This is a genomic window from Microbacterium trichothecenolyticum, assembly GCF_041938625.1.
Classification (GTDB): Bacteria; Actinomycetota; Actinomycetes; order Actinomycetales; family Microbacteriaceae; genus Microbacterium; species Microbacterium trichothecenolyticum_D.
In genome coordinates, this window is record NZ_CP169427.1 from 2,541,054 (window position 1) to 2,564,397 (window position 23,344).

Annotated in this window: 23 protein-coding genes and 1 tRNA gene; 5 read left to right on the forward strand and 19 right to left on the reverse strand. The window is 69.1% G+C overall.

Translation table 11 applies throughout. The features are described from left to right. The first annotated feature begins 55 nt into the window (after positions 1-55). Positions 56-979, forward strand: a complete 924-nt coding sequence (locus tag ACEYYH_RS11840) for an aminoglycoside phosphotransferase family protein (RefSeq protein WP_374974595.1) — start codon at positions 56-58, stop codon at positions 977-979. Positions 980-1,344: 365 nt separating this feature from the next. Here the strand turns inward: ACEYYH_RS11840 and ACEYYH_RS11845 are convergent, their stop codons facing one another. From ACEYYH_RS11845 to ACEYYH_RS11865, 5 genes are all read right to left on the reverse strand, one after another. After that, on the reverse strand, positions 1,345-1,515 hold the full coding sequence (locus ACEYYH_RS11845; RefSeq protein WP_374974596.1) for a hypothetical protein: 171 nt from the start codon (positions 1,513-1,515) through the stop codon (positions 1,345-1,347). Between the two features lie 78 nt (positions 1,516-1,593). Next, on the reverse strand, positions 1,594-2,268 hold the full coding sequence (locus tag ACEYYH_RS11850) for a hypothetical protein (protein WP_374974597.1): 675 nt from the start codon (positions 2,266-2,268) through the stop codon (positions 1,594-1,596). A 124-nt stretch (positions 2,269-2,392) separates the two neighbouring features. After that, positions 2,393-3,178, reverse strand: coding sequence for a hypothetical protein (locus tag ACEYYH_RS11855; protein ID WP_374974598.1), 786 nt, complete (start codon positions 3,176-3,178; stop codon positions 2,393-2,395). Positions 3,179-3,298: 120 nt separating this feature from the next. Next, the gene (locus ACEYYH_RS11860; RefSeq protein ID WP_374974599.1) at positions 3,299-4,363 is read right to left on the reverse strand and encodes an alpha/beta hydrolase; all 1,065 of its coding nucleotides are present in this window, start codon (positions 4,361-4,363) and stop codon (positions 3,299-3,301) included. A 57-nt stretch (positions 4,364-4,420) separates the two neighbouring features. Next, positions 4,421-4,909 (reverse strand): hypothetical protein, encoded by a 489-nt coding sequence (locus ACEYYH_RS11865; RefSeq protein WP_374974600.1) that lies wholly within the window; start codon positions 4,907-4,909, stop codon positions 4,421-4,423. A gap of 232 nt (positions 4,910-5,141) precedes the next feature. Here ACEYYH_RS11865 and ACEYYH_RS11870 point away from each other — a divergent pair, with 232 nt between their 5' ends. Beyond that, entirely contained in the window at positions 5,142-5,630 is a 489-nt protein-coding gene (locus tag ACEYYH_RS11870) for a GyrI-like domain-containing protein (RefSeq protein ID WP_374974601.1), read from the forward strand. Positions 5,631-5,883: 253 nt separating this feature from the next. On the opposite strand, the gene ACEYYH_RS11875 is transcribed toward ACEYYH_RS11870, so the two are convergent. Next, positions 5,884-6,378: an HIRAN domain-containing protein gene (locus ACEYYH_RS11875; protein WP_374974602.1), complete on the reverse strand. Its 495-nt coding sequence runs from the start codon at positions 6,376-6,378 to the stop codon at positions 5,884-5,886. 68 nt (positions 6,379-6,446) lie between these two features. Then, entirely contained in the window at positions 6,447-6,959 is a 513-nt protein-coding gene (locus ACEYYH_RS11880) for a hypothetical protein (protein ID WP_374974603.1), read from the reverse strand. A gap of 270 nt (positions 6,960-7,229) precedes the next feature. On the opposite strand from ACEYYH_RS11880, the gene ACEYYH_RS11885 reads away from it, so the two are divergent. Next, entirely contained in the window at positions 7,230-8,330 is a 1,101-nt protein-coding gene (locus ACEYYH_RS11885; RefSeq protein ID WP_374974604.1) for a fatty acid desaturase family protein, read from the forward strand. Positions 8,331-8,365: 35 nt separating this feature from the next. On the opposite strand, the gene ACEYYH_RS11890 is transcribed toward ACEYYH_RS11885, so the two are convergent. The 6 genes from ACEYYH_RS11890 to ACEYYH_RS11915 all read right to left on the reverse strand — a co-directional run bounded on the left by ACEYYH_RS11890 (position 8,366) and on the right by ACEYYH_RS11915 (position 13,842). Then, positions 8,366-9,079 carry a GAF and ANTAR domain-containing protein gene (locus ACEYYH_RS11890; RefSeq protein WP_374974605.1) on the reverse strand — a complete coding sequence of 238 codons (714 nt, stop codon included), beginning with the start codon at positions 9,077-9,079 and terminating at the stop codon, positions 8,366-8,368. Positions 9,080-9,103: 24 nt separating this feature from the next. Continuing rightward, positions 9,104-9,808: a GAF and ANTAR domain-containing protein gene (locus tag ACEYYH_RS11895; RefSeq protein WP_374974606.1), complete on the reverse strand. Its 705-nt coding sequence runs from the start codon at positions 9,806-9,808 to the stop codon at positions 9,104-9,106. 486 nt (positions 9,809-10,294) lie between these two features. Further along, a complete protein-coding gene (locus tag ACEYYH_RS11900) occupies positions 10,295-10,492 on the reverse strand; it encodes a hypothetical protein (RefSeq protein WP_374974607.1) in 198 nt (65 codons plus the stop codon). Between the two features lie 696 nt (positions 10,493-11,188). Next, a tRNA-Gln gene (locus ACEYYH_RS11905) sits at positions 11,189-11,260 on the reverse strand. A gap of 69 nt (positions 11,261-11,329) precedes the next feature. Then, positions 11,330-12,859, reverse strand: coding sequence for a glutamate--tRNA ligase (gene gltX / locus ACEYYH_RS11910; RefSeq protein WP_374974608.1), 1,530 nt, complete (start codon positions 12,857-12,859; stop codon positions 11,330-11,332). A gap of 11 nt (positions 12,860-12,870) precedes the next feature. After that, complete coding sequence (locus ACEYYH_RS11915) at positions 12,871-13,842, reverse strand: LysR family transcriptional regulator (RefSeq protein ID WP_374974609.1); 972 nt, start codon at positions 13,840-13,842, stop codon at positions 12,871-12,873. Positions 13,843-13,924: 82 nt separating this feature from the next. Between ACEYYH_RS11915 and ACEYYH_RS11920 the strand changes: the two genes are divergently transcribed. Continuing rightward, positions 13,925-14,992, forward strand: coding sequence for an aminotransferase class V-fold PLP-dependent enzyme (locus ACEYYH_RS11920; RefSeq protein ID WP_374974610.1), 1,068 nt, complete (start codon positions 13,925-13,927; stop codon positions 14,990-14,992). A gap of 3 nt (positions 14,993-14,995) precedes the next feature. Here the strand turns inward: ACEYYH_RS11920 and ACEYYH_RS11925 are convergent, their stop codons facing one another. From ACEYYH_RS11925 to ACEYYH_RS11945, 5 genes are all read right to left on the reverse strand, one after another. After that, positions 14,996-16,297, reverse strand: a complete 1,302-nt coding sequence (locus ACEYYH_RS11925) for an MFS transporter (RefSeq protein ID WP_374974611.1) — start codon at positions 16,295-16,297, stop codon at positions 14,996-14,998. Next, a complete protein-coding gene (locus ACEYYH_RS11930) occupies positions 16,290-17,057 on the reverse strand; it encodes a fumarylacetoacetate hydrolase family protein (protein WP_374974612.1) in 768 nt (255 codons plus the stop codon). The genes ACEYYH_RS11925 and ACEYYH_RS11930 overlap by 8 nt, the downstream gene beginning before the upstream one ends. A 113-nt stretch (positions 17,058-17,170) precedes the next feature. Continuing rightward, positions 17,171-18,277: a branched-chain amino acid aminotransferase gene (locus ACEYYH_RS11935; protein WP_374974613.1), complete on the reverse strand. Its 1,107-nt coding sequence runs from the start codon at positions 18,275-18,277 to the stop codon at positions 17,171-17,173. A 61-nt stretch (positions 18,278-18,338) separates the two neighbouring features. Next, positions 18,339-19,391: a 3-isopropylmalate dehydrogenase gene (locus ACEYYH_RS11940; protein ID WP_374974614.1), complete on the reverse strand. Its 1,053-nt coding sequence runs from the start codon at positions 19,389-19,391 to the stop codon at positions 18,339-18,341. Positions 19,392-19,398: 7 nt separating this feature from the next. After that, positions 19,399-20,940: an MFS transporter gene (locus ACEYYH_RS11945; protein ID WP_374978211.1), complete on the reverse strand. Its 1,542-nt coding sequence runs from the start codon at positions 20,938-20,940 to the stop codon at positions 19,399-19,401. Between the two features lie 66 nt (positions 20,941-21,006). Between ACEYYH_RS11945 and ACEYYH_RS11950 the strand changes: the two genes are divergently transcribed. Continuing rightward, on the forward strand, positions 21,007-21,552 hold the full coding sequence (locus ACEYYH_RS11950) for a TetR/AcrR family transcriptional regulator (RefSeq protein WP_374974615.1): 546 nt from the start codon (positions 21,007-21,009) through the stop codon (positions 21,550-21,552). 108 nt (positions 21,553-21,660) lie between these two features. Here the strand turns inward: ACEYYH_RS11950 and serA are convergent, their stop codons facing one another. Continuing rightward, complete coding sequence (gene serA, locus ACEYYH_RS11955; RefSeq protein ID WP_374974616.1) at positions 21,661-23,265, reverse strand: phosphoglycerate dehydrogenase; 1,605 nt, start codon at positions 23,263-23,265, stop codon at positions 21,661-21,663. Between the last annotated feature and the right edge of the window lie 79 nt (positions 23,266-23,344).

Sequence of the window (23,344 nt, forward strand, 5' to 3'; positions counted from 1 at the left end):
ATTCCCACACAATACAACATGTTCCCACATGATCACAACAGGGTATCTTCGGACAGTGCCCGACAAGCCCGCCGCCGAGGTCACGATCGACGCGCACCTCATCCGTGCTCTGCTCGCCGGTCAGGCCGCCGCGATTCCCGGAGCGACCGAACTGCCGCTCGAGAAGGTCGCCGAGGGGTGGGACAGCGAGGTGTGGCGATTGGGCGATCAGTACGCCGTGCGACTGCCCCGCCGGGCGGTCGCCGCGCCGCTCCTGCTGCACGAGCAGTCGGTGCTCCCGGGCATCGCCGACCGACTCGAACCTCTCGGCGTACGGGTGCCCGCGCCCGTCGTCGACGGCGTCGCGGGTGCCGGCTACCCCTGGGCCTGGTCGCTCGTGCCATGGATCGACGGGGTCACCGCGCTCGATCAGTCACCCTCCGAGCGCGGCGCGTGGGCCCCCACCCTCGCGCGCGCGCTGATCGCGCTGCACACCGAGGCCCCGGCCGCCCACCCGGTCAACCCCTTCCGTGGAGTCCCACTCGCCTCCCGCACAGGCACCGTCGAGGACCGGCTGCGGACGCTGCGCGCCGCCGGCGTGCTCGATGCCTCCTCAGCGGACGTCGTGCACGCGCTGTGGCAGGCGGGCCTGGTCGCCCCGGCGTGGGATCGAACCCCGCTGTGGATCCACGGCGACCTCCACCCGGGCAATCTGGTCGCACACGACGGCGCCCTCGCCGGGATCATCGACTTCGGAGACGTCACCGCCGGTGACCCTGCGTACGACCTCGCCGTCGCGTGGCTCGCGTTCGACACGGCGGGGCGCGACGCGTTCATCGCGGCGACAGGCTTGCACTACGACGCCGGCACCTGGGTGCGCGCACGCGCGTGGGCCGCCGCCGTCGTGCTCATGCTGCTGGCTCACAGCGACGACAACCCTGCGTACTTCGCGCTGGGACGGGATGCCGCCGCCACGGTGATCGCGGACGCCGCGGGCTGAGGCATCCGTTCCAGAAGACTGACCGGTCATGGCACGGCTGGCGGCTCTCGGCTCGACATGAGCTCGCCCGCGACTCGCGAGCGGGCACCGCCGCGATCACCTGGCCAGTTGCTCTGTCAGGCCGTGGCCCCGGTCGCGGGCGCGCTCCAGCTGGCCGGACGCAACGGGACTTTCGTAGCGTTCCACAGGAAAGCTGGCCGACTCGATCACGCCGAATCCGAGCTTCCTCGTTCAGCGCGTCGCGGCGTGCGGAGCAGCGCCGGGCAGCAGCGGATGTCCACACGATTGTCGAATGCGACGGACGCGCAATCGTTTGGCGCGCTCGTCACGGTGTGCAGCGTGACGGCTGGCCGGTAGGGACGTGGCTACGCATGCGCCCTCGCGGCCCGGAGAGCATCGGCGATCGACATGCCCCACGCGTCGATCGCCTCCCATTCACGGAAGTCGCCACTCGGCATGATGCCGCGGATGGCCGGCATCCAGGCGATGAACAGCCAGACCGGATGCGTCGCAAGCTCGGCCTGGTTGCGCTCCACGAACCTCCTGGCGTCCTTGAGCCAGTTGAACTCGTACGTAGCCGATCCGACGACGTACGCGTCGTCGTCCGGCTCGCTTCATCGCGGGGTGCGAAGTCCGCTCTGCCCCACGCCGAGGAGCACCCCACCGGCGATGACAGCCGCCACGCCCAACAAGAAGAGTGTCCATCCGAGCACTGTGAGGAAGTTCGCGGCGGGGGCGATGAGACCACTTCGCGCAGCGATGTTCATCTCGACGTCAACGCCGGCCCCGCCGTCGGCGTTCATGACGACCATGCCCCACTCGCCGGGAGTCAGCGACCATTGCATCTCCTGAGGCGCCGACCCTGTGGCTTCAGCGACCCAGATGTCCAATTCGCCTGGGGGGAGCGTCGGGGCACCGCCGTCAACATGCCGATACTCCGCGGAGGAAGAGAACGTGTTGAGTCCCTCGACCTCGCTATGCTCGACGCCCCCGAGGTAGCGGTCGATGTCGCGCTGAGCACCGATCCCCATGAACACCGGCTTGTCGGTCGACGTCACTGTCACGCGCAGAGTCACGAATTCGAACGGTACAGCGGGTGTGCCGCCGGGCAACTCCAGGGGGTCCCCCGCCGGGGAGGAGAGCGCGTATCCGTCGGTGGAGAGGGCCAACGATCCGGCGGCAAGAAAGCCGTCCTTGTCCTGGATCCGTTCGATGCCCCGGACAACTGTCCCTGGGATGAGAATGGCGCCGCCGCCGCCTGCGAAGAGCACTCCGATGATGATCAGCACGATGCCGATGATCGTCGGGACCGTACCCGTGCGCGGGGAGGCTTGGCGGGCGCCCATAGTCGAGGAGGTCATGACGGGAGCATCGCCGACAGAGAACAAGGCGACCGGGCCGAAGGTCCCACGGTCAGCCTGAAGACAGATCCACCATCTTCATCTGTTGTGCCCAACTGACGGCTGCCCACACGCTCAGCCCCACGACCACGGTCACCGCTATGAGCGGAATCAGCCCGCTCGTGTCACCGCTCACCAGCATGAAGCCAGTGGCGGCGATGATGCTCGAGCCCATGAGCACGGAGAACATGAGTACCGGCAGCACGAAAGCGGTCGCCTGCTCGAGCCCTCGCAGGGCCGCCACGCCGACGACGATCATCCCGGGCAGGACGACGGCGAGGTCGATGACATAGATCGGGTTCGTCGCCAAGCCCGCGGCCTCGAGACTGCGTGGCGGCTCACCGGACACCGTCGCGGGAACCAACTCGCTGAGCCAGAGCAAGGCGAACAGAGCGCCCGTCCCGATGAGAACACATGCCGCGAACGTCCGAGCGCGGCCTGCAGGGGATGCAAGAGGGCGAGGCCGGCCAGAGAGAGCCGCGACGAGCGTCCAGAACACGAGACCCAGCACGGCCACGTACGCCGCGAACAGCCGGCTGAAGTGAACCGCGAAGGCATACACGGCAAAGGCGTAGAGGAAGTAGAACAGCGTGCCGATCCACAGCTGCCGCGCGCGGACCGCGCCGCGCCACGATCCCACCGCGCTCGTCACCAGCACAACCGCAGCGAGGATATTTCCGACATCCTGTCCCCAGGCCTGTAGCTTCCAGTTCTCCGTCTCCCGTTCATACGGCCCCGGCGCGAAGAGCCCGAGCAGGCTGGTGAGCGTGACAAGAGCCGCGATGATGACGGATGCCACCACCGCCCACGTTCGCCGTGCGGCGCCTGTCTCGGCCGCAGTGTCGCTCGGAGCGCGTTCCCGCGCACCCAGAGCCGTTGGGTCGTCGGTGTTCCTCATGATCCCAATCCCTTCTCCAACTCACGCGGCCGAGGACGGCCGCGATTCACAGACGTGGAGCGACGAGGCGAGGAAGCCGGCGACTCTGGACCTCCACTGCTCGGGGGCGCTTCGGATCGCCTGAGAGTGATCGGCGCCTTCTGCTACCCACACCGATACGCGGCCGGGGGCGATCTGCTCGAGCCGTTCAGCCACGAGCTGCTCGTCACGCACCTCGCCTGCCGCAATAAGCAGGAACGACGTGTCGGGGGCGGCATCGATCGAGTCGGCGAGGGTGGCGGGCGGTACGGCGGGCGTCAGCATGTCGATCACGCCGTATGTCACGACGTCGAGCGCACTCTGCACCGCTCCCGCGACGCCGTACTCCTCCACCAGCCAGGCCTTGTCCGCCGCGGTCCGTCCTGTCGCGCCTTCCGCCACAACGGCGCAGATCCGCTCGTCCACCCCCGCGGCGCCGATCGCCTCCTCACCGCCCATCGAGAGCCCGACCACAGCGATGCGCTCCGGATCCACATCCGCGCGGCTCCCCAGGAAGTCAACCGCGGCCCGCGTGTCGACCTCGCCGTACCAGCCGAGATCCATGCCCTGACCGCCGCTGGCCCCGTGTCCACGGGCGTCCGTCGCGAGCACGCCGTAGCCCTCGTCGTGAAGCGCGCGCGCCTGCAGGACGGCATCGGCCGTCCGCGAGCCCGCGCCGTGGCGAAGGACGACCGCCGCGCCGTTCTGCGTGGGCAGATACCAGCCCGCCAACTCCACGCCGTCGGACGCTGTCATCGACACCGGCACCGCCCCACTCGGTACTTCACCCGCCTGGGGATGCCGGGGATACACCGCGGCGAACGCGATCGACAGCGCGTACACGGCGACGAGCACGATGGCAATCCACGGCAGCAGGACGAGCCTCCCCCACCGTCGCGTCGCTCGGATGAGAAGCCACGCCGCCACCCCGAGCAGGAGGATCGCCGAGACCACACCCACGAGTGCGGACAGCGCCGCCGCACCTGCTCCCGCCGCACGAGGCAACGCGATCCCGAGCGCGGCTGATGCGGCGAGGCATCCCGCGATCGTCGCCCCTCCTGCGATCACCGCCCCCGCACGGAGGGGCGTGCGGACCTCGCTATCCGCGCATGCGGGCATGGGACCCTACGCCCCCGCCGCGTCTCGTCGCGACGCCCACGACCGGCGCACCTCGACTGCCAGTGCCACGAACTGCACGATGACGCTGATGACGCAGCCGACAGCCGCGAAGACCAGCACCACTCGCGTGACCAGAGTCCAGTCGATCAAGGCAGCATCGAACGTGAACGGGAAGACACGCCACGTGGCGACGATGAACACGAACGACACGCACGAAGAGAAGATCTCGGTGACGGCTCGCATCCATCGGCGATCGACAACGATGTTGACGCTGTTTCCTGCGATCCCGACGGCAAGCGCCGCGTTGAAGAGGGGCACGACCTGGGCCGTGCCCGCGCTCAGGAACGGCACCGATTCCCAACCTGGGGCGACATTCACCAGGTAGATCAGCACCGAGTTCACAATGACGGCGATCGCATACCCCAGTGCCCTCGTCGCGCGACTGCGCCGGCGGCGCGGGCCGGAAAGGGCAGCAGTCGTGGTCGTATCGCTCATAGGCCTACGATCTCGCGCGCTGCACGTCGCCGGGCGTGCCAAAGGTCCCGTGCTCGTTGCGGCCCCGCCCTCCTCGAGTGGCCGGCATTCACGGCCCGGCGCCCCGCCGACCGACGGGACCAATGACCCAGCGTCGACAGCGTGCTCGCCGCAGGCTGATCGCGCAGGACCGGGCTCAGCACGACGACATCGGCGAGTGGATAGGTCCGCATCGATTTGCCGAGGAGTTGGAATGACCGCCGACGTCGAAGTTGTGAACCGGACCGCCACGCTTACCGCAGGCATCCGCAATACGGTGCCGATGGAGGGATTGTCCGAGTTCTTCTCGCACGCCTTCTCCGAGACGATGCGGGTCCTCGGTGCGCAGGGGCTCCATCCCGCAGGACCACCGTTCGGCAAGTACTACGGGATGCCGGGCGCGACCGTGGACGTCGAGGCAGGGTTCCCCGTCACCACGCCGGTGACCCCGGACGGCGAAGTCGCGCCGGGAACGTTGCCTGGTGGTGAGGTGGTCGAGGCCATCCACCTCGGCCCTTACGACACCATGGCGCAGACGTACGCCGTCATCGAGCAGTTCTTCGCTGCGACGGGCCGAACGCCGGGCGGTGTCATGTGGGAGAGCTACCTGAGCGATCCGAGCGACGAACCCGATCCTGCGACATGGCGCACGCTCATATCGTGGCCTGCCGCCGACGCCGACACACCCAGCCGGCCCGGTTGATCAGAGCCACTGCTTCGCGCAGGCCCGAACCTCCACTCGGGACCACCACGCCACGGCCGATAGCGACGAGACTTTCGACCCGTTCACGAAATCTTCGACACCGCATCGTGTGGTCTGACGAAGGAGGCAGACATGACCACGAACACAGTCCCACCGGAACGGCCGACGAGTCTCGGTGGGGTCCAGTCCACGGTGGCGTCGGACAGGTCCCGACTTCGAACTGAGGCGGTCGTCGCGGCCAGCGGGTTCGGCCTCATTGCTCCCCTCGACTGAAGCGAGCGAACCTTTGCCGGCCCGATTCGCTCCCTCGCGCTGTCCCCATTCGTTCGCCGGTGTCCCTCATGTCCGCCGCCTCCGCTCCGACAAATCCGTGGAGCGCGCTCCGCGTGGGCAGATCGACCCACAGTCGGATGCTTCCGGTCTTCACCCCGACACCGTTGACGATTGCGGCGCCTCCGATCCGGTCGAGGAACGGCCGCATCTCCTCCGCCACATCCGTCGGCAGATAGCCGACACCGCGCCCGTTGGAGAACACGGCGATGTTGACCGATCCGCGCCCGTTGTCAGGCTCGCGCCGAAGGACGTAGGCGCGACGCTCACGCCCCTGACGCTCGCGATCGTCCACGAGGTAGTGCGTCCGCTCCAATGCGACCGAGCGCGACGACAACTGCCGCAGGTCTGGCAGGTCATCATGACGCCGGACACGCCCCGTCACCGCATGGACCAGCTCTTCCCACCACACGGGCATGACTCCCCCTTTCGGTTCGGTTGTGTCAACAGCGAGCGGGAAGGCGCGCTGACGCGCACGGGGTCGGTTCAGGCGTGGATTCGGCCGTCGTCAGCGACGAGATTCATGACCGTATGCGGATGCGCTTGCGTGCTTTCCGTGGTCCTGAACGCCACCGATGCCGCCAGTGCTGTCACCGCCGTCGCGCGTTCGTGTTCGCTGGCGGCCGCATCGGCGAACCGGGCAGCAGCCGTCTCCCGCGTCGTGCGAACGACCGCGCTGATCTCGGCGAGCCGATTAGCGAGCACACTCGCCAGCCCGTCCCGCAGCTCTTCCAGGTTCGTGTTCGCGATCTCCAAGCGGCGATCGGAGACCGTTACTTCGACGGTCGGGTACCCCGACTTCGTGAGACGGTCTCGAGTCTCTTCGCCCAGGATCGCTGTCACCTCTTCCCGCTCGGGACGGCGACTGAATACCGCCTCAACTGTGTAACGATCGGGAGCATCCTCAGTCATCAGCGCTACAGGCAACGAGCCCACCAGCACCGATCCCAGGCCCAGCGTCGCGGCGTTTGCACCGCTCGTTCGTGTCTGCGTCTCCATGACCTGACGGTACGCCCCCAGCATGTGCGCCTCACAGGTTCCGCGAACGTCGCGCGCGTCGCCGGCCGCGACGGGTGCGGCCGCGGCGATCCAGCGTCTCCCAGCTGCTCCCCCCCCGGCGTCAGCGATCCCGCCGCATGTCGCCTTCCTGTGCGTTCACCCTGACCCCGCGAGGGCAACGCGTCTCAGGGATACTCTGAGAACAGATGGCCCAGACTTCGTCATTGATGCGACACGATCTATGCGCGCTTCACATGACAGGAGCACAAGATGGCCGTCTCTCCTTCCGGATCGATCGCACCGCCCGTGCGGTCGGCGACGCCGAAGGCGTCGAATCGCTACACCGAACTGTCGCAGATGGTGAACCGAAGCGGCCTCATGCGGCGCCGTTACGGCTATTACTGGACGAAGCTCGTCGCGGCCCCGCTCGCGATCGCGGTCGTGCTCACCGGCTTCATCCTCATCGGCGACACGTGGTGGCAGCTGGTGACGGCGGCCGTGCTGGCCGTCGTTCTCACGCAGGTTGCCATGCTGGGACACGACGCCGCCCACCGGCAGATCTTCCGCTCCGGGCGGTGGAACGACTGGACCACGCTCGTGATCGGAAATCTGCTCGTCGGAATGAGCTACGGGTGGTGGCAGCACAAGCACACGCGACATCACGCGAACCCGAACAAGATCGGCAGCGATCCCGACATCGAACTCCCCGTCATCGCGTTCACGCCGGAGCAGGCGGACCGTCGGCGCGCCAGCCGCAGCGGACCATTGCGCTGGCTCATCGCACACCAGGGGGTGCTGTTCTTCCCGATCTTGCTGCTGGAAGGTCTCTCGCTGCACGCATCGAGCGTGCGTCGCGTGTTCTCACGGGAACCGCTGCGTCGCCGTCCGATCGAGATCGCCTTTCTCTCCGTCCGGATCGTCGGGTTCGTCGTGCTGGCGTTCTGGGTGCTGTCGCCAGGGATCGCGTTCGCCTTCCTCGGAGTTCAACTCGGAGTGTTCGGCGTGTACATGGGTATGGTGTTCGCACCGAATCATAAGGGAATGCCACTCGTCCCGGCCGACCAGAAGGTGGACTTCCTCCGTCGTCAGGTTCTGATGAGCCGGAACATTCGAGGAACTCGGTTGCTGGACACGGTCATGGGAGGGCTCAACTACCAGATCGAGCATCACCTGTTTCCGTCGATGCCCCGACCGCACCTCCGCCGGGCGTCGGCGACAATCCGCGCTTACTGCGGGGAGCACGGCGTTGCGTACACCGAGACGGGTCTCTGGCAGTCGTACGGAATCGTCGTCCGCTATATCAACAGGGTCGGGCTCGGCGAACGCGACCCCTTCGAGTGTCCGCTGCTCCAGCAGCGGCAGACCCTATAGCCGGATCACAGCGAGCGGGCGGTGCGCGGGCGCGGTCAGAGGAGCAGTCGCCCGGCGATGATATCGGCGGCGATGACGCCGATTCGAGCCTGCGTCGAGCGGGCGTGACCCCGGATCCGCGCGAACGCCTCATCCATGTCGATGTTCTGGCGCTGAGCGAGATACCCCTTGGCCTGCTCGATCACCACCCGGCTGTCCAGCGCCCGCTGGAGCTGCGCCTGCGCGAGTTCGGACTCCTCGACCAGCCGCTGCTGCAGGATGCTGATGGTTGCGATGTCTGCCAGCGCCCGGGCCGCGGCAGCATCGGCTGCATTGAGCGCGCCCGGCTCATCCCGGAGGAGGTTCAGCGATCCGAGGGTCGAGTCGCGCAATCGCAACGGAATCGCGTGAATCGACAAGAATCCGGAGGCGCGGGCATCGGCCGCGAAAGCCGGCCAGCGGTCAGCGATCGCGTCGATGTCGCCGACGGAGACCACCTCGCCGGTCGTCGCCGCCTCAACGCATGGACCCGACCCCACCTTCAGCTGCATGAGCTCCACGAGTTCGCTCCGCTCGCTCGTCGAGACGATCACTTCGAGCTCATCCGACGGACCGAGCAGGAGGATGCCGGCTGCCGCGGCATCGAAGAGCGAGATGCACTCGTCGACGAGTCGCTGGAGGAGGTCGACGACCTCGAAGTCGTCGACAAGGGAGTCTGCCAGGGCGACGAAGGTTCCCAGCAGCTGAAGCTCGCGGGTCGGCGCCGTCATGTCGTCATCCTAAGCGCTGTCCTGTCACAGGCCGAGGTCGAGAACGCGGGCGATCACGTCCGCAGCGACGTCGCGGACGGGGCGGCCCGTCGCGTACGCGTGGCCCTGTAAGAGCATGAGGGCGTCGTCCACGTCGATCTCGCTTCTGGCCGCGATCATGCCCGTCGCCTGGTGCACCTCCCGGCGCGAGTAAGGCTCGTCTGACGCCTCAGCGCCCTCGACGTCGAGACGATCCAACCCCCGGCGCAGGAGAGTGCCCGAAACGATCGCGGCGAGCCGGCTCATGCCTGCCAGGTCGTCGCCGGACAGCTCGCGCACGGCCGCCGAGTAGAGCGCGATCGACCCGATGCTCAGTTTCCCGACGAAGAGGGGGAAGGCGTATAGCGACGTCACCTCCAGCTCTCGGAGTGCCGCCCAGGCTCCTGGCCAGCGCGCCCCGCCGTTGGCTCGCAGATCGGCTGCCGCGACCGGGTGCCGGGTACGAAGCGCCTCCCACGAGGGACCCTCGCCGAGGTCGATCTGGATCTCGTCGATCCGGGCGCCGAGCCTGGAGCTGGCGCACACCGTCTGCGAACCCATCGGCGGGCCCAGGGTGGAGACCACGGCGCCAGGCATCGCGACGGCCGCTCGCAGCGGGGAGCAGAGATCATCGCTTCCCCCGGCGGCGAGTGCGGCAGCTGCCAGCGAGAAGGCATCGCGCGGTCGTTCGTAGCCGGCTGTCATGGACATCGGTTCCCGCCGTTCGCATCGGAATGAGCGGGCGCTGGGTCCGGGTGCCCTCGTGGTGATCGTACACGCCGTGCTTCGACGTGGGTGGGAACTTGGTCGCCCCGTTGGCTGCGGCGAACCGCAACCGCCGACTGACCGTCGATACGGTTGCCCCGTGCTGGAGCCGTAGCGCTTGCGGGTTTCGCTTGCGGTTGTACACCTGGCACTGATCGCGGACGGGCCCGGCGCACGCTATCGCTGCGAGAGCTCATGGTGCGGATGTTTGCTGCGCGGAGTAGGGTCGTTCCTGCCACCGGCCCCCTGGGGATGCCGGCAGGCGTAACGGGGAGCCGGGATCCCAAATGGGGACGATCCCGCCGTTCCTCCGCACCGCGGCCCCTCGGGCCGACAGGCGCCGAGGGGTCGTAGCATCCCAGCACTCATGGCCGCTTGCACCGGTCCTGCACCCGGGGGTCCGACTGGTGTCCGGGGGTGCGGTGCAATGATCTAGAGGCGTCTCACATAGACTGCAACGCCCGCCTCATTCTCGATGTCGAGACGGTATTCCTCGCCGCGGAACCACGCGGCGGTGGGGATCGATCCGTCGGACTCCCGGTCGCGGATTTCAACGCCGACAGTGACGCGGCGATGGCCGCCGGTAACCACCTCGTCGAATCTGGCCTTGCACACGTTCGGCGGTTCCATGCATCGAGCGTACGCCGCAGTCGTAGGGCCAGCCACAGGCGAGAACGTCCACGGCGATCGCCGACCTACACAGGTGGCGACCCCGCTTCCTGAGAGCGTGCACATGCGGACGGCGTACGGTCACAAGATGACCAGCGGATCCGATCAGCCGAATGACCAGGCGCCGGACCAACGGCGTGCTGCTCGAGACAAGCGGTGGGCGGAGGCCAGAGCGGAGGACTGGCACGTGGAGAGACCCGTGCCTCCAGCCCCGCTACAGCCCCGTGCCAAGGAGCGCCTGCGCTCGCTGAAACCAACCGATATCCCGTCGCGCGCGCCCGGCGATGATCCACAGAATCCAACCGAGTCCGCATAGCCGGACACTCTCGCAGCGGAGCTGTCAGCCCCGCGGTGTTGTCGTCGACGACGCTACGCAGCAACCGTTCGTCGTTACCACGCTCATCGGCCGACCCGTCTTCGCGGGGAGGAGGCAGGCGGCCTCCCGTGGCCCTGCGAGAGCCTGCACGTGAGGTGCGCCGGTGTCGTCCGTGGCGACCCGTACAGCGTGTATCCGGAGCGTGGGAACCCGGACACCAATCCCGCGCGCAGAGGCGCACACGCGTACTTGGTCCTGTTTCTGGTCCCGCACCGATCAGACGGATCGAGACGCCTCGAAACGAGGGTGGATCCTGCTGCGGAATCCTGCGAAAACTACTGCTGGGGTACCTGGACTCGAACCAAGAACAACTGAACCAGAATCAGCCGTGTTGCCAATTACACCATACCCCAAGGCTGTCAGCCGAAGCCGTGCCGAGGAATGAGTCTACGCGACGCCGGCACGTGCTCCAAACCGAGCCGTCACCCGCGCGCGTCGAGCAGTGCTCTGAGTCGGCGGATCGACTCGGACTTGCCGAGCAGCTCCATCGACTCGAAGAGCGGCGGCGACACGCGGCGGCCGCTCAGCGCGACGCGGAGCGGGCCATAGGCGACGCGGGGCTTGAGGCCGAGTCCGCCCTCCTCCACCGGCGAGATGAGCGCAGCGGCGAGGGCGTCCTGGACGGCGGCGGCGGTGAACTCGGTGTCGGGCACCAGCTCGAGCGCGCCGACCGATGCGACCAGCACCTCGTTCGTGTTCGCAGGCAGCGACGCGAGGGCGTCGTCCTGGTAAGCGACCGTGTCGGAGAACAGGAAGCCGAGCAGTCCCGGCGCGTCTCCGAGCAGCTGCATGCGCTCCTGCACGAGCGGTGCGGCCGCGACGAGCATGGCCTGCTGCGCCGGGGTGGGATCCTCGTCGACCACTCCGGCAGCGGCCAGATACGGCACCAGACGGGCGGCGAAGTCGCCGGGCCGCAGCATCCGGATGTGGTCACCGTTGATCGACTCGGCCTTCTTCTGGTCGAAGCGCGCCGGGTTCGGGTTGACGTCGACGATGTCGAACGCCGCCACGAGCTCCTCGAGCGAGAAGACGTCGCGGTCGGGGCCGATCGACCAGCCGAGGAGCGCGAGGTAGTTGAGCAGGCCCTCGTGGATGAAGCCCTTGTCGCGCTGCAGGAAGAGGTCGGCCTTCGGGTCGCGCTTGGAGAGCTTCTTGTTGCCCTCCTCGCCCAGCACGAGCGGCATGTGCGCGAAGCGCGGGATGAACGTCGTGACGCCGGCATCGACCAGCGCGCTGTACAGCGCCAGCTGGCGGGCGGTCGAGGGCATGAGGTCCTCACCGCGAATGACGTGTGTGATGCCCATCAGCGCGTCGTCGACGGGGTTCACGAACGGGTACAGCGGCACGCCGCCCGCGCGCACCAGCACGAAGTCGGGGAAAGAGCCCGCCGGGAAGGTCACCTCGCCGCGGATGAGGTCGACGTAGGTGAGGTCCTCGTCGGGAACGCGGAGGCGCCACGCAGGCTCGCGACCCTCACCGCGGAACGCGGCCTTCTGCTCGGCGGTCAGGTCGCGGTCGAAGTTGTCGTACCCGAGCTGCTTCGCGCGGCCGTTGGCCTCGTTGCGGGCATCGATCTCTTCGGGCGTCGAGTAGCTCTCGTACACGGCACCGGAGGCGACGAGCTTGTCGAGCACCTCGCGGTAGATGTGGTGGCGCTGCGACTGCCGGTAGGGGGTGTGCGGACCGCCGACCTCCACGCCCTCGTCCCAGTCGATCCTGAGCCAGCGCAGGGCGTCGAGCAGCTGGTGGTAGCTCTCCTCGCTGTCGCGCGCCGCGTCGGTGTCTTCGATGCGGAACACCAGCTTGCCGCCGGTGTGACGCGCGTACGCCCAGTTGAACAGCACCGTGCGGATGAGTCCGACGTGCGGAAGACCGGTCGGCGAGGGGCAGAAGCGGACGCGGACGTCGGTGCCGGTGGCGGTGGTGGTGCGAGGATCAGGCGAAGAAGACATCGCCCCCAAGTCTAGTTGCGGGATGCTGCCCCGCCGGGCTGGTAGGAAGGCCCCGCGATGAGCCGCGCTAGCGCGTCCAGCGTCGCGCGCACCGCGGGAACGCGGTCCGCGCCGCGCGCCGTCACGGTGTGGATGCGGCGCTGCTCCCCCGCCGGCAACGGCACTACCGCGACCCCCGGCAGCTGCGGGAACGACTCGACCGCCATCCGGGGCAGCGTCGCCACGCCGATCCCCTGCGCGACGAGCCCCTCGACCGCCACGAAGTTGTCGGTCTCGAACGCGATACGGGGCGCGAACCCGGCGCGCCCGCACAGTTCGAGCAGATGGCCGCGGCAGCGCGGACAGCCGGCGATCCAGTCGTCGTCGGCGAGGGTCGCGACGTCGATGATGTCGGCGGTCGCGGCGGGGTGCCCGGTGGGCAGCACCGCGAGCAGCTCGTCGGCGCCGACCGTATGAACCGCCAGCCCACGGGCGCTCGAGCCGTGCGGGTCGTCGCGGTCGCCGGGGTAGCTGAAGGTCAGGGCGATGTCGGTGCGATCCTCGCGCACCGCCTCGACGGCCTCGGGCGGCTCGGCTTCGACGTAAGTGAGGGAGATTCCCGGATGCCGCTGCGCGAGGTCCGCGAGAAGCCTCGGCACGATCGTGGGTGAGGCGGAGGGGAAGCCGACGAGACGCACGCGCGCGGAGCGCAGGCCGCGGAGCTCGGCGAGCTCGCCGGCGGCAGCATCCAATGCCGTCGTCACCGCCGTGGCGTGCCGCGCGAGGATGCGGCCCGCGTCGGTGAGGCGGACGCTCCGACCGACACGCTCGACGATCGCCACCCCGAGGCGCTGCTCGAGCCGCTTGAGCTGCTGGCTCACCGCGGGCTGGCTGTACCCGAGGGCGCGCGCGGCGCCTGTGATGGACCCTTCGTCGGCGATCGCCTTCACGACACGGAGTTCCCGCGCGTCGAAGCCCGGGTCGTCGTCCCACGCATCGCTCATGACTGAATCATAAGCGACGGTTATGTCCAGCATGGAACACCTGTCGTAGACATGAGCAATCGCGACCGTCCACCCTGGATGCATGCCTGCGATCGCCCCTTCCTCCGCTCTCGAGGCCGCCCGGCGCGAGTTCACCGGCGGCCGTGACTACCTCGCGGCGTGCACGGTGGGCCTGCCGAGCCGCGCCACCCGTCGCGCGATGCTGGCCGACCTCGACGCCTCCGCGGCCGGGCGCCCCGACCTCGCGGCGTACTGTGCGGCAGTGGAACGCTCGCGGGCGCTGTTCGCGTCGCTCGTCGGAGTCGGCGCAGAGCGGGTCGCGATCGGCTCGCAGACCTCGGTCGCCGCGGGGATGGTGGCTTCCGCGCTCTCTCACGGCGCCGAGGTGCTGGTTCCCGAGGGCGAGTTCTCGTCGCTCGTGCTGCCGTTCGTCCACTCCGGCCGCGGGCTCGTCGTGCGCACGGCGCCGCTCGCCGACCTGGCGGCGCACGTGCGTCCGACCACGGCGCTCGTCGCGTTCTCCGTCGTGCAGTCGGCGACGGGCGAGGTGGCGGATGCTGCGGCCATCGTGGCGGCGGCCGCAGCGCACGACGCGCTCACGCTGTGCGACGCGACCCAAGCCGTCGGATGGCTGCGGGTCGAGGCATCCGTCTTCGATGCCGTCGTGTGCCATGCGTACAAGTGGCTGTGCGCGCCGCGGGGCGTGTCGTTCCTCACCGTGTCGGACCGGCTGGCGGCCCGAATGACGCCGCTCAACGCGGGCTGGTACGCCGGCGACGCCCCGTGGTCCTCGTGCTACGGCTCGGAGGTCGAGCTCGCCTCCGACGCCCGCCGCTTCGATGTGTCGCCGGCGTGGCAGGCGTTCGTCGGCGCCGCACCCGCGCTCGAGCTGTTCGCCTCGCTGGACCCCGAAGAGCTCTACACGCACGCCACCGGGCTGGCCGCAACATTCCGTGCCGGGCTCGGTCTCTCACAGCCCGAGCGCGCGTCCGCGATCGTCACGTGGGACGACCCCGAGGGGCGCGACCTCGCGCGGCTCACCGCCGCAGAGATCACCGCATCGGGTCGGTCGGGACGCGCGCGCGTGGCGTTCCACCTCTTCAACGACCAGGGCGACGTCGACCTCGCGCTCGCGGCACTGGGCCACTGACGGTCACGCGCTGGGCGCGGACCTCTTCACCGAGCCGGCCGACGCGCGCCAACCGAGGGGCGACAGCAGCACCGAGGCGGCGACGAGCACAAGGACGACGAGGGCGAGTCCGCCATAGCCGATCCAGCCGAGCAGCGCGCCGGCCGCGATCGCGCCGACGCCGCCGACGACGCTCATCGTGAAGTCGCTGAACCCCTGACGGCGGGTGCGCAAGTCCTCCGACGAGGACTCGGTGAGCAACGTGGACCCGGCGACCGTGGTGGCGCTCCAGCCCAGCCCGAGGAGGATGAGGGCGACCGTCACCGCCGTGGTCGACGCTTGACCGAAGGACGCCGTCAGCAGCGCTGCCGCGAGCAGCGCCTGTCCGACGAGGATCGTCGGAACGCGCCCCACCTTGTCGGCGAGGATGCCGAAGACCGGTGAGAGCACGTACATGCCGGCGATGTGCAGGCTGATCGTGAGGCCGATGATCGACAGCGTCGCCGCCTCCGACGCGTCGTGCGTCAGGTGCGTCAGGTGCACGGGCGTCATCGCCATGACCGACACCATCGTGCCGTGGGCGGCCGCCACCGCGAAGATCGCGTAGCGCGCGGCCACGGGCCTATCGGCTTTCGCGATCGCGCGGCTGCCCGCCCTCGCGGAAGCCACGACGCGCTGCGCGAGCAGCAGTGGATCGGGCCGCATCGCGACCAGGTACAGGACGATGGCGAGCCCCTGCGCGACGACCGTGAACAGATACGCGCCCGTCAGCGGCGGCATCCCGATCGCCCCGCCGATCAGCTCGCCGGGTCCGGTGAGGTTCGGGCCGAGGACGGCGCCGACGGTGGTGGCCCACACGACGATCGACAGGTCGCGTCCGCGCGACGCGTCGGTCGCCAGGTCCGCCGCGGCGAAGCGGGACTGCAGGTTCGCAGCCTGCCCCGCACCGATGATGAGGAAGCCGGCCAGCAGTACCGGGAACGATCGCAGTGCGACGGCGAGGATGACGAGGGCGACGCCGACGAGGGCGACGGCCATGCCCGTGGTGAGCGACTGCCGGCGGCCTCGACGGCGCGCGATCGCCGCAAGCGGCACCGCGGTCAGCGCGGTGCCGAAGGTGACGGCCGCAGCCGCCAGTCCCGACAAGGCGTCTTGGCCCGACAGTTCGGCCGCCAGCACGGCGCCGAGCGACAGCGTCGCACCGAACGCGAGCCCGCCGAGCACCTGCCCGCCCGACAGCACCCAGACGGTGCGCCGCTGGACGCGGGCGATCTCGTCAGCGGTCGGCGCGAGGTCGACCGCCGACGAGGAGCCGGTCTCAGGCATCGCGAGCCGGATTGCGCAGCGTCCCGAGCCCGGTGATCTCGACCTCGACGGTGTCGCCCGCGCTGATCTGACCGACCCCGGCGGGGGTGCCCGTGAGGATGACGTCGCCCGGGAGCAGCGTGAAGGCTGCCGACGCGAAGGCGATGACGTCGGCGAGCGAGAAGATCATGTCGCTGATCGGCCCCTGCTGGCGGACCTCGCCGTTGAGCCGCGTGGTGATGACGGCGGGGCCGTTGACGTCGAAGTCGGTCTCGATCGCGGGGCCCAGTGGGCACGACGTGTCGAAGCCCTTGGCACGTGCCCACTGGCCGTCGGAGCGCTGCCAGTCGCGCGCCGTGAGGTCGTTGGCGATCGTGTAGCCGAAGACGTAGTCGAGCGCGTCATCTGCCGAGACGTTCTTGGCGATGCGCCCGATGACGGCGGCGAGTTCGCCCTCGAAGCTGATGAAGTCGGACCCCTTCGGCAGCACCACGGCGTCACCGGGGCCGATCACCGAGGTGTTCGGCTTGAAGAACAGCATCGGCGACGTCGGCACGTCGTTGCCCAGCTCAGCGGCGTGGTCGCGGTAGTTGCGGCCGACCGCCACGATCTTCGACCGGGGGATCACCGGCGCCAGCAGCGCGACGTCGGCGAGCGGCACGCGCTCCCCCGTGGTCTCGTAGCCGGCGAACATCGGGTCGCCCGCAAGGACGACCAGCTCGCCCTCGTCGACGATCCCGAATCTGATGGCGTCGTTGTGGCTGAAGCGCGCGATCCTCACCCGCTCAGCCTAGCGAGTGGCGCCGACGCCGGCCCGGTGTGCGCGCGCCGCCGGCGACGAAGCGGACGGATGCCGCAGCATCCGTCCGCTCCAGAAGTCGCGGTGTGAGCCGGTCAGGCGTCGAGGCGCAGGAGCCAGCCGTGCTTGTCCTCACGGCGGCCGTACTGGATGTCGGTGAGCTCCTCGCGCAGCGACAGCGCGAGCGAACCGGTCGGCTGCTCGTCGAGGAAGTCCTTGCCCTTGAGCACGCCGATGGGGGTCACCACCGCCGCGGTGCCGCACGCGAACACCTCGACGATGTCGCCGGAGGCGACGCCCTGACGCCACTCGTCGAACGACACGGCACGTCCCTCGACCTTGTGGCCGCGGTCGGCCGCGAGCTGCAGGATCGAGTCGCGCGTGATGCCCTCGAGGATCGAGTCCGACTGCGGGGTGACGATTGTGCCGTCCTTGTAGACGAACACGACGTTCATGCCGCCGAGCTCCTCGACGTTGCGATCCTGGTCGAGGAACACGACCTGATCGCACTCGTTCTCATACGCCTCGGACTGCGGCAGCAGGCTCGCCGCGTAGTTGCCGCCGGTCTTGGCCGCACCCGTGCCGCCCTTGCCGGCCCGCGCGTAGTCCTCGCTCAGCCAGATCGACACCGGCTGGACGCCGCCCTTGAAGTAGGCGCCGGCGGGCGAGGCGATCACGTAGTAGCCGACCTTGTGCGCGGGACGCACGCCCAGGAACGCCTCTTTGGCGAACATGAACGGGCGCAGGTACAGGCTCTGGTCGTCACCGGACGGCACCCAGGCGCCGTCGACGGCGACGAGCTCGCGCAGCGACTGGATGAAGTACGAGACCGGCAGTTCAGGGAGCGCCAGGCGGCGCGCGGAGCGCTGCAGGCGACGGCCGTTCTGGTCGGGACGGAACGTGTGGATCGAGCCGTCCGCGTGGCGGTACGCCTTGATGCCCTCGAAGATCTCCTGGCCGTAATGCAGGACCGCAGCGGCGGGGTCGAGCGACAGCGGGCCGTACGGCTGGACGCGCGGACGGTGCCACCCGCCGTTCACGGACCAGCAGATGTCGACCATGTGGTCGGTGAAGCTGGTGCCGAAGCCGGGATTCGCGAGGATCTCCTCGCGCTGCTGGGCAGTCTTCGCCTGGAGGTTGCGGTTGACGGTGAACTCGAGAGGCGCGAGTCCGGTGTCGGGATCGGAGTCGATGAGGGTCATGACGAGCCTGTGCTTTCGTGCGGTCGAGCCGCGAGAGTGGACGGCGCTTGCCGGTTCCAGGTTACGCCTGGAGTCGTGCGGCGATGGCGTCGCCGATCTGCGCCGTCGTACGGGATGCCGTGCTCCGGGTCGCGATGTCGTCCTCGACAGCCGTGGTGACGCGCTGTGCCTCGTCGGTGAGCCCGAGGTGATCGAGCAGCAGCGAGACGGAGAGGATCGCGGCCGTGGGATCGGCCTTCTGCTGTCCTGCGATGTCGGGCGCCGATCCGTGCACGGGCTCGAACATCGAGGGGAACGCGCCGTCGGGGTTGATGTTGCCCGAGGCGGCGAGGCCGATGCCACCGGTGACGGCGCCGGCCAGGTCGGTCAGGATGTCGCCGAAGAGGTTGTCGGTGACGATCACGTCGAACCGGCCCGGGTTCGTGACCAGGAAGATGGTGGCCGCGTCGACGTGGAGATAGTCTACGGCGACGTCGGGGTGCTCCCGCGCCACCTCGTCGACCAGACGCTTGTAGATGCCGCCGGCGTGCACGAGCACGTTCGTCTTGTGCACGAGAGTCACGCGCTTCGAGCGGCGCTCCGCCAGGTCGAACGCGTAGCGCACGACGCGCTCCACGCCGAAGGCGGTGTTCACCGATGTCTCGTTCGCGACCTCGTGCGGCGTGCCCGTGCGGATCGAGCCACCATTGCCGACGTACGGCCCCTCCGTGCCCTCGCGCACGACGACGAAATCGATGTCACCCGGCTCTGCGAGCGGGCCGGGAACGCCCGGGTACAGCTTCGAGGGACGCAGGTTGACGTAGTGGTCGAGCTCGAAGCGCAGCTTCAGCAGCAGCCCGCGTTCGATGTTCGCGTTCTTCAGCCGCGGGTCGCCCGGCACTCCCCCGACGGCGCCGAGCAGGATCGCATCGTGGTCCCTGATCGCCTCGAGGTCTTCGTCGGTCAGCGTGTCGCCGGTCTCGAGGAAGCGCCCGGCGCCCAGCGAGTACCGCGTCTTCTCGAATCGGATGCCGCTGCCCGCGGTTGCGGCGTCGAGCACCTTCTCCGCTTCGGCGATGACCTCCGGACCGATGCCGTCACCCGGGATGACGGCCAGCTTCACGACACGCGACATGGTGCTCCTACGACTTCTGGCGGGACCCTCCCAGGGTAGTGGCCGCGATGACCCCCGCGACGACCACGAGGGCCGCCCCGATGAGCGCCGTGACCGTCACCCCTGCGTCGAATGCGGTCGCCGCCGCCTCGAACAGCGCCTCGCCGGTCGCTCCACCGATCTGGTCGGCTGCGTGGACCGCGCCCGCCAGGGTCTCGGACGCGGCTGCCGCCGCAGCATCCGTCACACCGTCCGGCACGACCAGATTCGAGCGGTAGAGAGCCGTCAGGATGCCGCCCAGCACGGTCGTGCCGAGCACCGCACCGAGCTCGTACGCCGTCTCGGAGACGGCGCTCGCAGCACCCGCCTTCGCCGGCGGTGCGCTCGAGAGGACCAGCTCGTTCGACACGGTCTCGGCCGCGCCGATGCCGATCCCGAGCGAGACGAAGGCGGCGACGAGCGTGCCCACGCTGTCGGGACCGGTCGCGAAGGCCACCGCGACGTAGCCCGCGACCGAGAACACGAGCGCTGTCGGCACCACCACGCGGGCAGGCCACTTCTTCGAGATCGGCACGACCGCGAGGCCGGCCAGGATCATCATCGCAAGTCCGGGGACGAGTGCCAGCCCCGCCTGCATCGGCGACAGCCCGACGATGAGCTGCAGGTGCTGAGCGACGAAGAACAGGAAGCCGACGAGCGCGATGACGCTCAGCAGGTTCACGAGCAGGGCACCGCTGAAGGTGCCCAGGCCGAACAGCCGCATGTCGAGCATGGGGGTCTTCGCGCGCAGCTGGCGGCGGACGAACAGCACGCCGAAGCCGAGACCGACGAGCATCGGCAGCCACGCGGCGACCGCGAACCCGTGCACGGCGAGCTCCTTGATGCCGTAGACGATCGGGATCATCGTCGCCATCGACAGCGCGATGCTGAGCGGATCGATGCGGCCGGGCTTCGGGTCGCGGCTCTCGGGCACGAGCAGCGGCGCGAGCACCAGAAGCGGGATCAGGACAGGCACCGACAGGAGGAACACCGAGCCCCACGAGAAGTGCTCGAGCAGCAGTCCGCCGACGATCGGGCCGAGCGCCGCACCAGCGGAGAACATGGACGCCCACACGGCGATCGCCAGGCGACGCTGGTCGCGGTCGGTGAAGATGCTGCGCAGCAGCGACAGCGTCGAGGGCATGAGCATCGCGCCGAACACGCCCATCGCGGCGCGGGCGGCGATGAGCCACGCGGCGCTCGGCGCGAAGGCCGCGAGCACCGAGACGGCAGCGAAGCCGGTCGCGCCGATGAGCAGCATCCGTCTCCGTCCGAACCGGTCGCCGAGCGTACCCATCGTGACGAGCAGACCCGCCAGCACGAGCGGGTACGCGTCGATGATCCACAGCTGCTGAGCGCTCGACGGGCCCAGTTCGAGGGCGATCGACGGCAGCGCGAAGCTCAGCACCGTGTTGTCGACCGACACGAGCAGCACCGGCAGCATGAGCACGACGAGTGCCGCCCAGCCGCGCCAGCCGACCTTCCGGCTCTGGGCGTCGGCGAGCGAGAGTTCTTGAGTGAGGGTCATCATCATTTCTATACCGTCCAGCCGGTATAGTAACAGAATGCCCGAACGCCCGTCGATACCATCGAGGCCATGAGTCGCCCTCCCCTGGCCCGCGAGAAGGTGCTCGACGCCTTCGAGCAGATCCTCATCGAAGAGGGCGAGCGCGCGGCCACGATGGACGCCACCGCGAAGGCCGCGGGCGTGTCGAAGGGCGGCCTGCTCTACCACTTCGGCACGAAGGAGGCGCTTGAGGCGGCACTGATCGAGCGGCTCCGCATACTCGTGCAGGAGGACGTCGACCTGATGGCCGCAGCACCAGAGGGGCCGATCGCCTACTTCCTGCACACGTCGGTCATGGCGAACGACCCGATCGACCGCGCGATCCTCGCGACCTCACGCCTCGCACAAGGCGGAGATGCGACCGCCAGCGATGCGCTGCGGCACATCCGCGACGACTGGGCGGCCGTGCTCGAGCCCCACACCAAGGACGCGACGGCGCTCGACCTGGTGATGCTCGTGAGCGACGGCCTCTACTTCAACAACGCGCTGTCGGGCGGGTCGATCCCCGGCCCGGTCCCCCGCGGTGAGGCGCTCGACGCGCTGATCGCTCTGGTCGAGCGCGCCGCGCGCAGCTGAGCCGCCTCGCCGATTCTGCCCGACCAGCCGATCACCGGCGGATGAAGACGACGGATGCTGCAACCCGGCCCGCTGCGGGGGCTCAGGGGCGCAGCATCCGTCGCGGAATCAGGACTCGGTGATCTCGATCTGGCGGAAGAGATCGGCCTGGATCGCGGTGCTCACCTCGTCGAGCAGGGCGTCGGGCACCGGCGAATCGACGGTGAGCACCGACAGGGCCTGGCCGCCGGCGGTCTCGCGCGCGATCTGCATGCCGGCGATGTTGATGCCCGCCTCGCCGAACTTCTGGCCGTAGATGGCGACGATGCCGGGGCGATCGGTGTAGAGCATGACGACATGGTTGGTCTCGATCGGCAGCTCGATCGCGTAGTCGTTGATGCCGACCAGCTTCTCGACCTGCTTCGGGCCGGTGAGCGTGCCCGAGATCGCGAGCTGCGAGCCGTCCGACAGGGCGCCGCGCAGCGTGATGACGTTGCGGTACTCGGGGCTGTCGTCGTCGACGAGCAGGCGCACCTCGACGCCCCGCTGCTCCGCGAGCAGCGGCGCGTTCACGTACGACACGCTCTCGCTGACGATGTTCGTGAAGACGCCCTTGAGCGCGGCGAGCTTGAGCACGCTGACGTCGTACGCCTGCAGCTCGCCGTGCACCTCGACATCGAGGCTCGTGAGCGGCGACCGCGCGAGCGCGGAGAAGATCTGGCCGAGCTTCTCGACGAGCGGGATGCCGGGGCGCACATACGGGTCGATCACACCGCCGGCGACGTTCACGGCGTCAGGAACGAGCTCGCCGCCGAGCGCGAGGCGCACCGACTTCGCGACCGAGACGCCGGCCTTCTCCTGCGCCTCTTCGGTCGAGGCGCCGAGGTGCGGCGTGACGACCACGTTCGGGAGGTCGAGGAGGGCCGCCGCGGTGCCGCCCTCGGCAGGGGGCTCGGACGTGAAGACGTCGAGACCCGCGCCGGCGATCTCGCCCGCGGTGAGTGCGGCGTGCAGCGCCTCCTCGTCGATGAGACCACCGCGGGCGACGTTCACGACGAACGCGGTGGGCTTCATGATCTTGAACTGCTCGGCGCCGATCATGCCCGTGGTCTCGGGGGTCTTCGGCATGTGGATGGTGACGAAGTCGCTCTGCTCGAGCAGCTCGTCGAGCGTGACCAGCTGCACGCCGAGCTGCTGCGCGCGGGCGCTCGTGACGTAGGGGTCGTACGCGATCACGCGGACGTCGAACGCCTGCAGGCGAGCGGTGATCAGGGCGCCGATGCGGCCGAGGCCGATGATGCCGACCGTCTTCTCGAAGAGCTCGGTGCCGGTGTACGAGCTGCGCTTCCACGCGCCGCCAGCGAGCGACGCGTGCGCGGCCGGGATGCGGCGCGCGAGGCTGAGGATGTGGCCGACGGTGAGCTCGGCCGCCGAGATGATGTTCGAGGTCGGCGCGTTCACGACCATGACGCCGGCTGTGGTGGCGGTCTTGATGTCGACATTGTCGAGGCCGACGCCGGCGCGGGCGACGACTTTGAGGACGGGCGCCGCGGCGATCGCCTCGGCGTCGATCTTCGTCGCCGAGCGGATCAGCACCGCGTTGGCGTCGGCGAGGGCCTCCAGCAGCGCGGGACGGTCGGTGCCGTCGACATTGCGCACGTCGAAGTCGGGACCCAGGGCATCGATCGTTGCGGGAGAGAGCTCTTCGGCGATCAGGACGACAGGCTTCGGCACGGGTGTTCCTTAGTGGGGCGGTGCGCGAACGCGCGGAGCAGAACCGGATGCCGCGCCGCACGCCGTCGGGGGGCGAGGC

Bases quoted from the DNA above. Each gene is read 5' to 3' on its own strand.
- ACEYYH_RS11935 (WP_374974613.1), bottom strand. From the start codon at position 18,277: ATGACCCTCATCGACTCCGATCCCGACACCGGACTCGCGCCTCTCGAG.
- ACEYYH_RS11875 (WP_374974602.1), bottom strand. From the start codon at position 6,378: ATGCCCGTGTGGTGGGAAGAGCTGGTCCATGCGGTGACGGGGCGTGTC.
- ACEYYH_RS11890 (WP_374974605.1), bottom strand. From the start codon at position 9,079: ATGACGGCGCCGACCCGCGAGCTTCAGCTGCTGGGAACCTTCGTCGCC.
- ACEYYH_RS11940 (WP_374974614.1), bottom strand. From the start codon at position 19,391: ATGTCGCGTGTCGTGAAGCTGGCCGTCATCCCGGGTGACGGCATCGGT.
- ACEYYH_RS11945 (WP_374978211.1), bottom strand. From the start codon at position 20,940: ATGATGACCCTCACTCAAGAACTCTCGCTCGCCGACGCCCAGAGCCGG.
- ACEYYH_RS11925 (WP_374974611.1), bottom strand. From the start codon at position 16,297: ATGCCTGAGACCGGCTCCTCGTCGGCGGTCGACCTCGCGCCGACCGCT.
- ACEYYH_RS11950 (WP_374974615.1), top strand. From the start codon at position 21,007: ATGAGTCGCCCTCCCCTGGCCCGCGAGAAGGTGCTCGACGCCTTCGAG.
- ACEYYH_RS11895 (WP_374974606.1), bottom strand. From the start codon at position 9,808: ATGTCCATGACAGCCGGCTACGAACGACCGCGCGATGCCTTCTCGCTG.
- ACEYYH_RS11915 (WP_374974609.1), bottom strand. From the start codon at position 13,842: ATGAGCGATGCGTGGGACGACGACCCGGGCTTCGACGCGCGGGAACTC.
- gltX (WP_374974608.1), bottom strand. From the start codon at position 12,859: ATGTCTTCTTCGCCTGATCCTCGCACCACCACCGCCACCGGCACCGAC.
- ACEYYH_RS11900 (WP_374974607.1), bottom strand. From the start codon at position 10,492: ATGGAACCGCCGAACGTGTGCAAGGCCAGATTCGACGAGGTGGTTACC.
- ACEYYH_RS11920 (WP_374974610.1), top strand. From the start codon at position 13,925: ATGCCTGCGATCGCCCCTTCCTCCGCTCTCGAGGCCGCCCGGCGCGAG.
- ACEYYH_RS11885 (WP_374974604.1), top strand. From the start codon at position 7,230: ATGGCCGTCTCTCCTTCCGGATCGATCGCACCGCCCGTGCGGTCGGCG.
- ACEYYH_RS11870 (WP_374974601.1), top strand. From the start codon at position 5,142: ATGACCGCCGACGTCGAAGTTGTGAACCGGACCGCCACGCTTACCGCA.
- ACEYYH_RS11880 (WP_374974603.1), bottom strand. From the start codon at position 6,959: ATGGAGACGCAGACACGAACGAGCGGTGCAAACGCCGCGACGCTGGGC.
- ACEYYH_RS11865 (WP_374974600.1), bottom strand. From the start codon at position 4,909: ATGAGCGATACGACCACGACTGCTGCCCTTTCCGGCCCGCGCCGCCGG.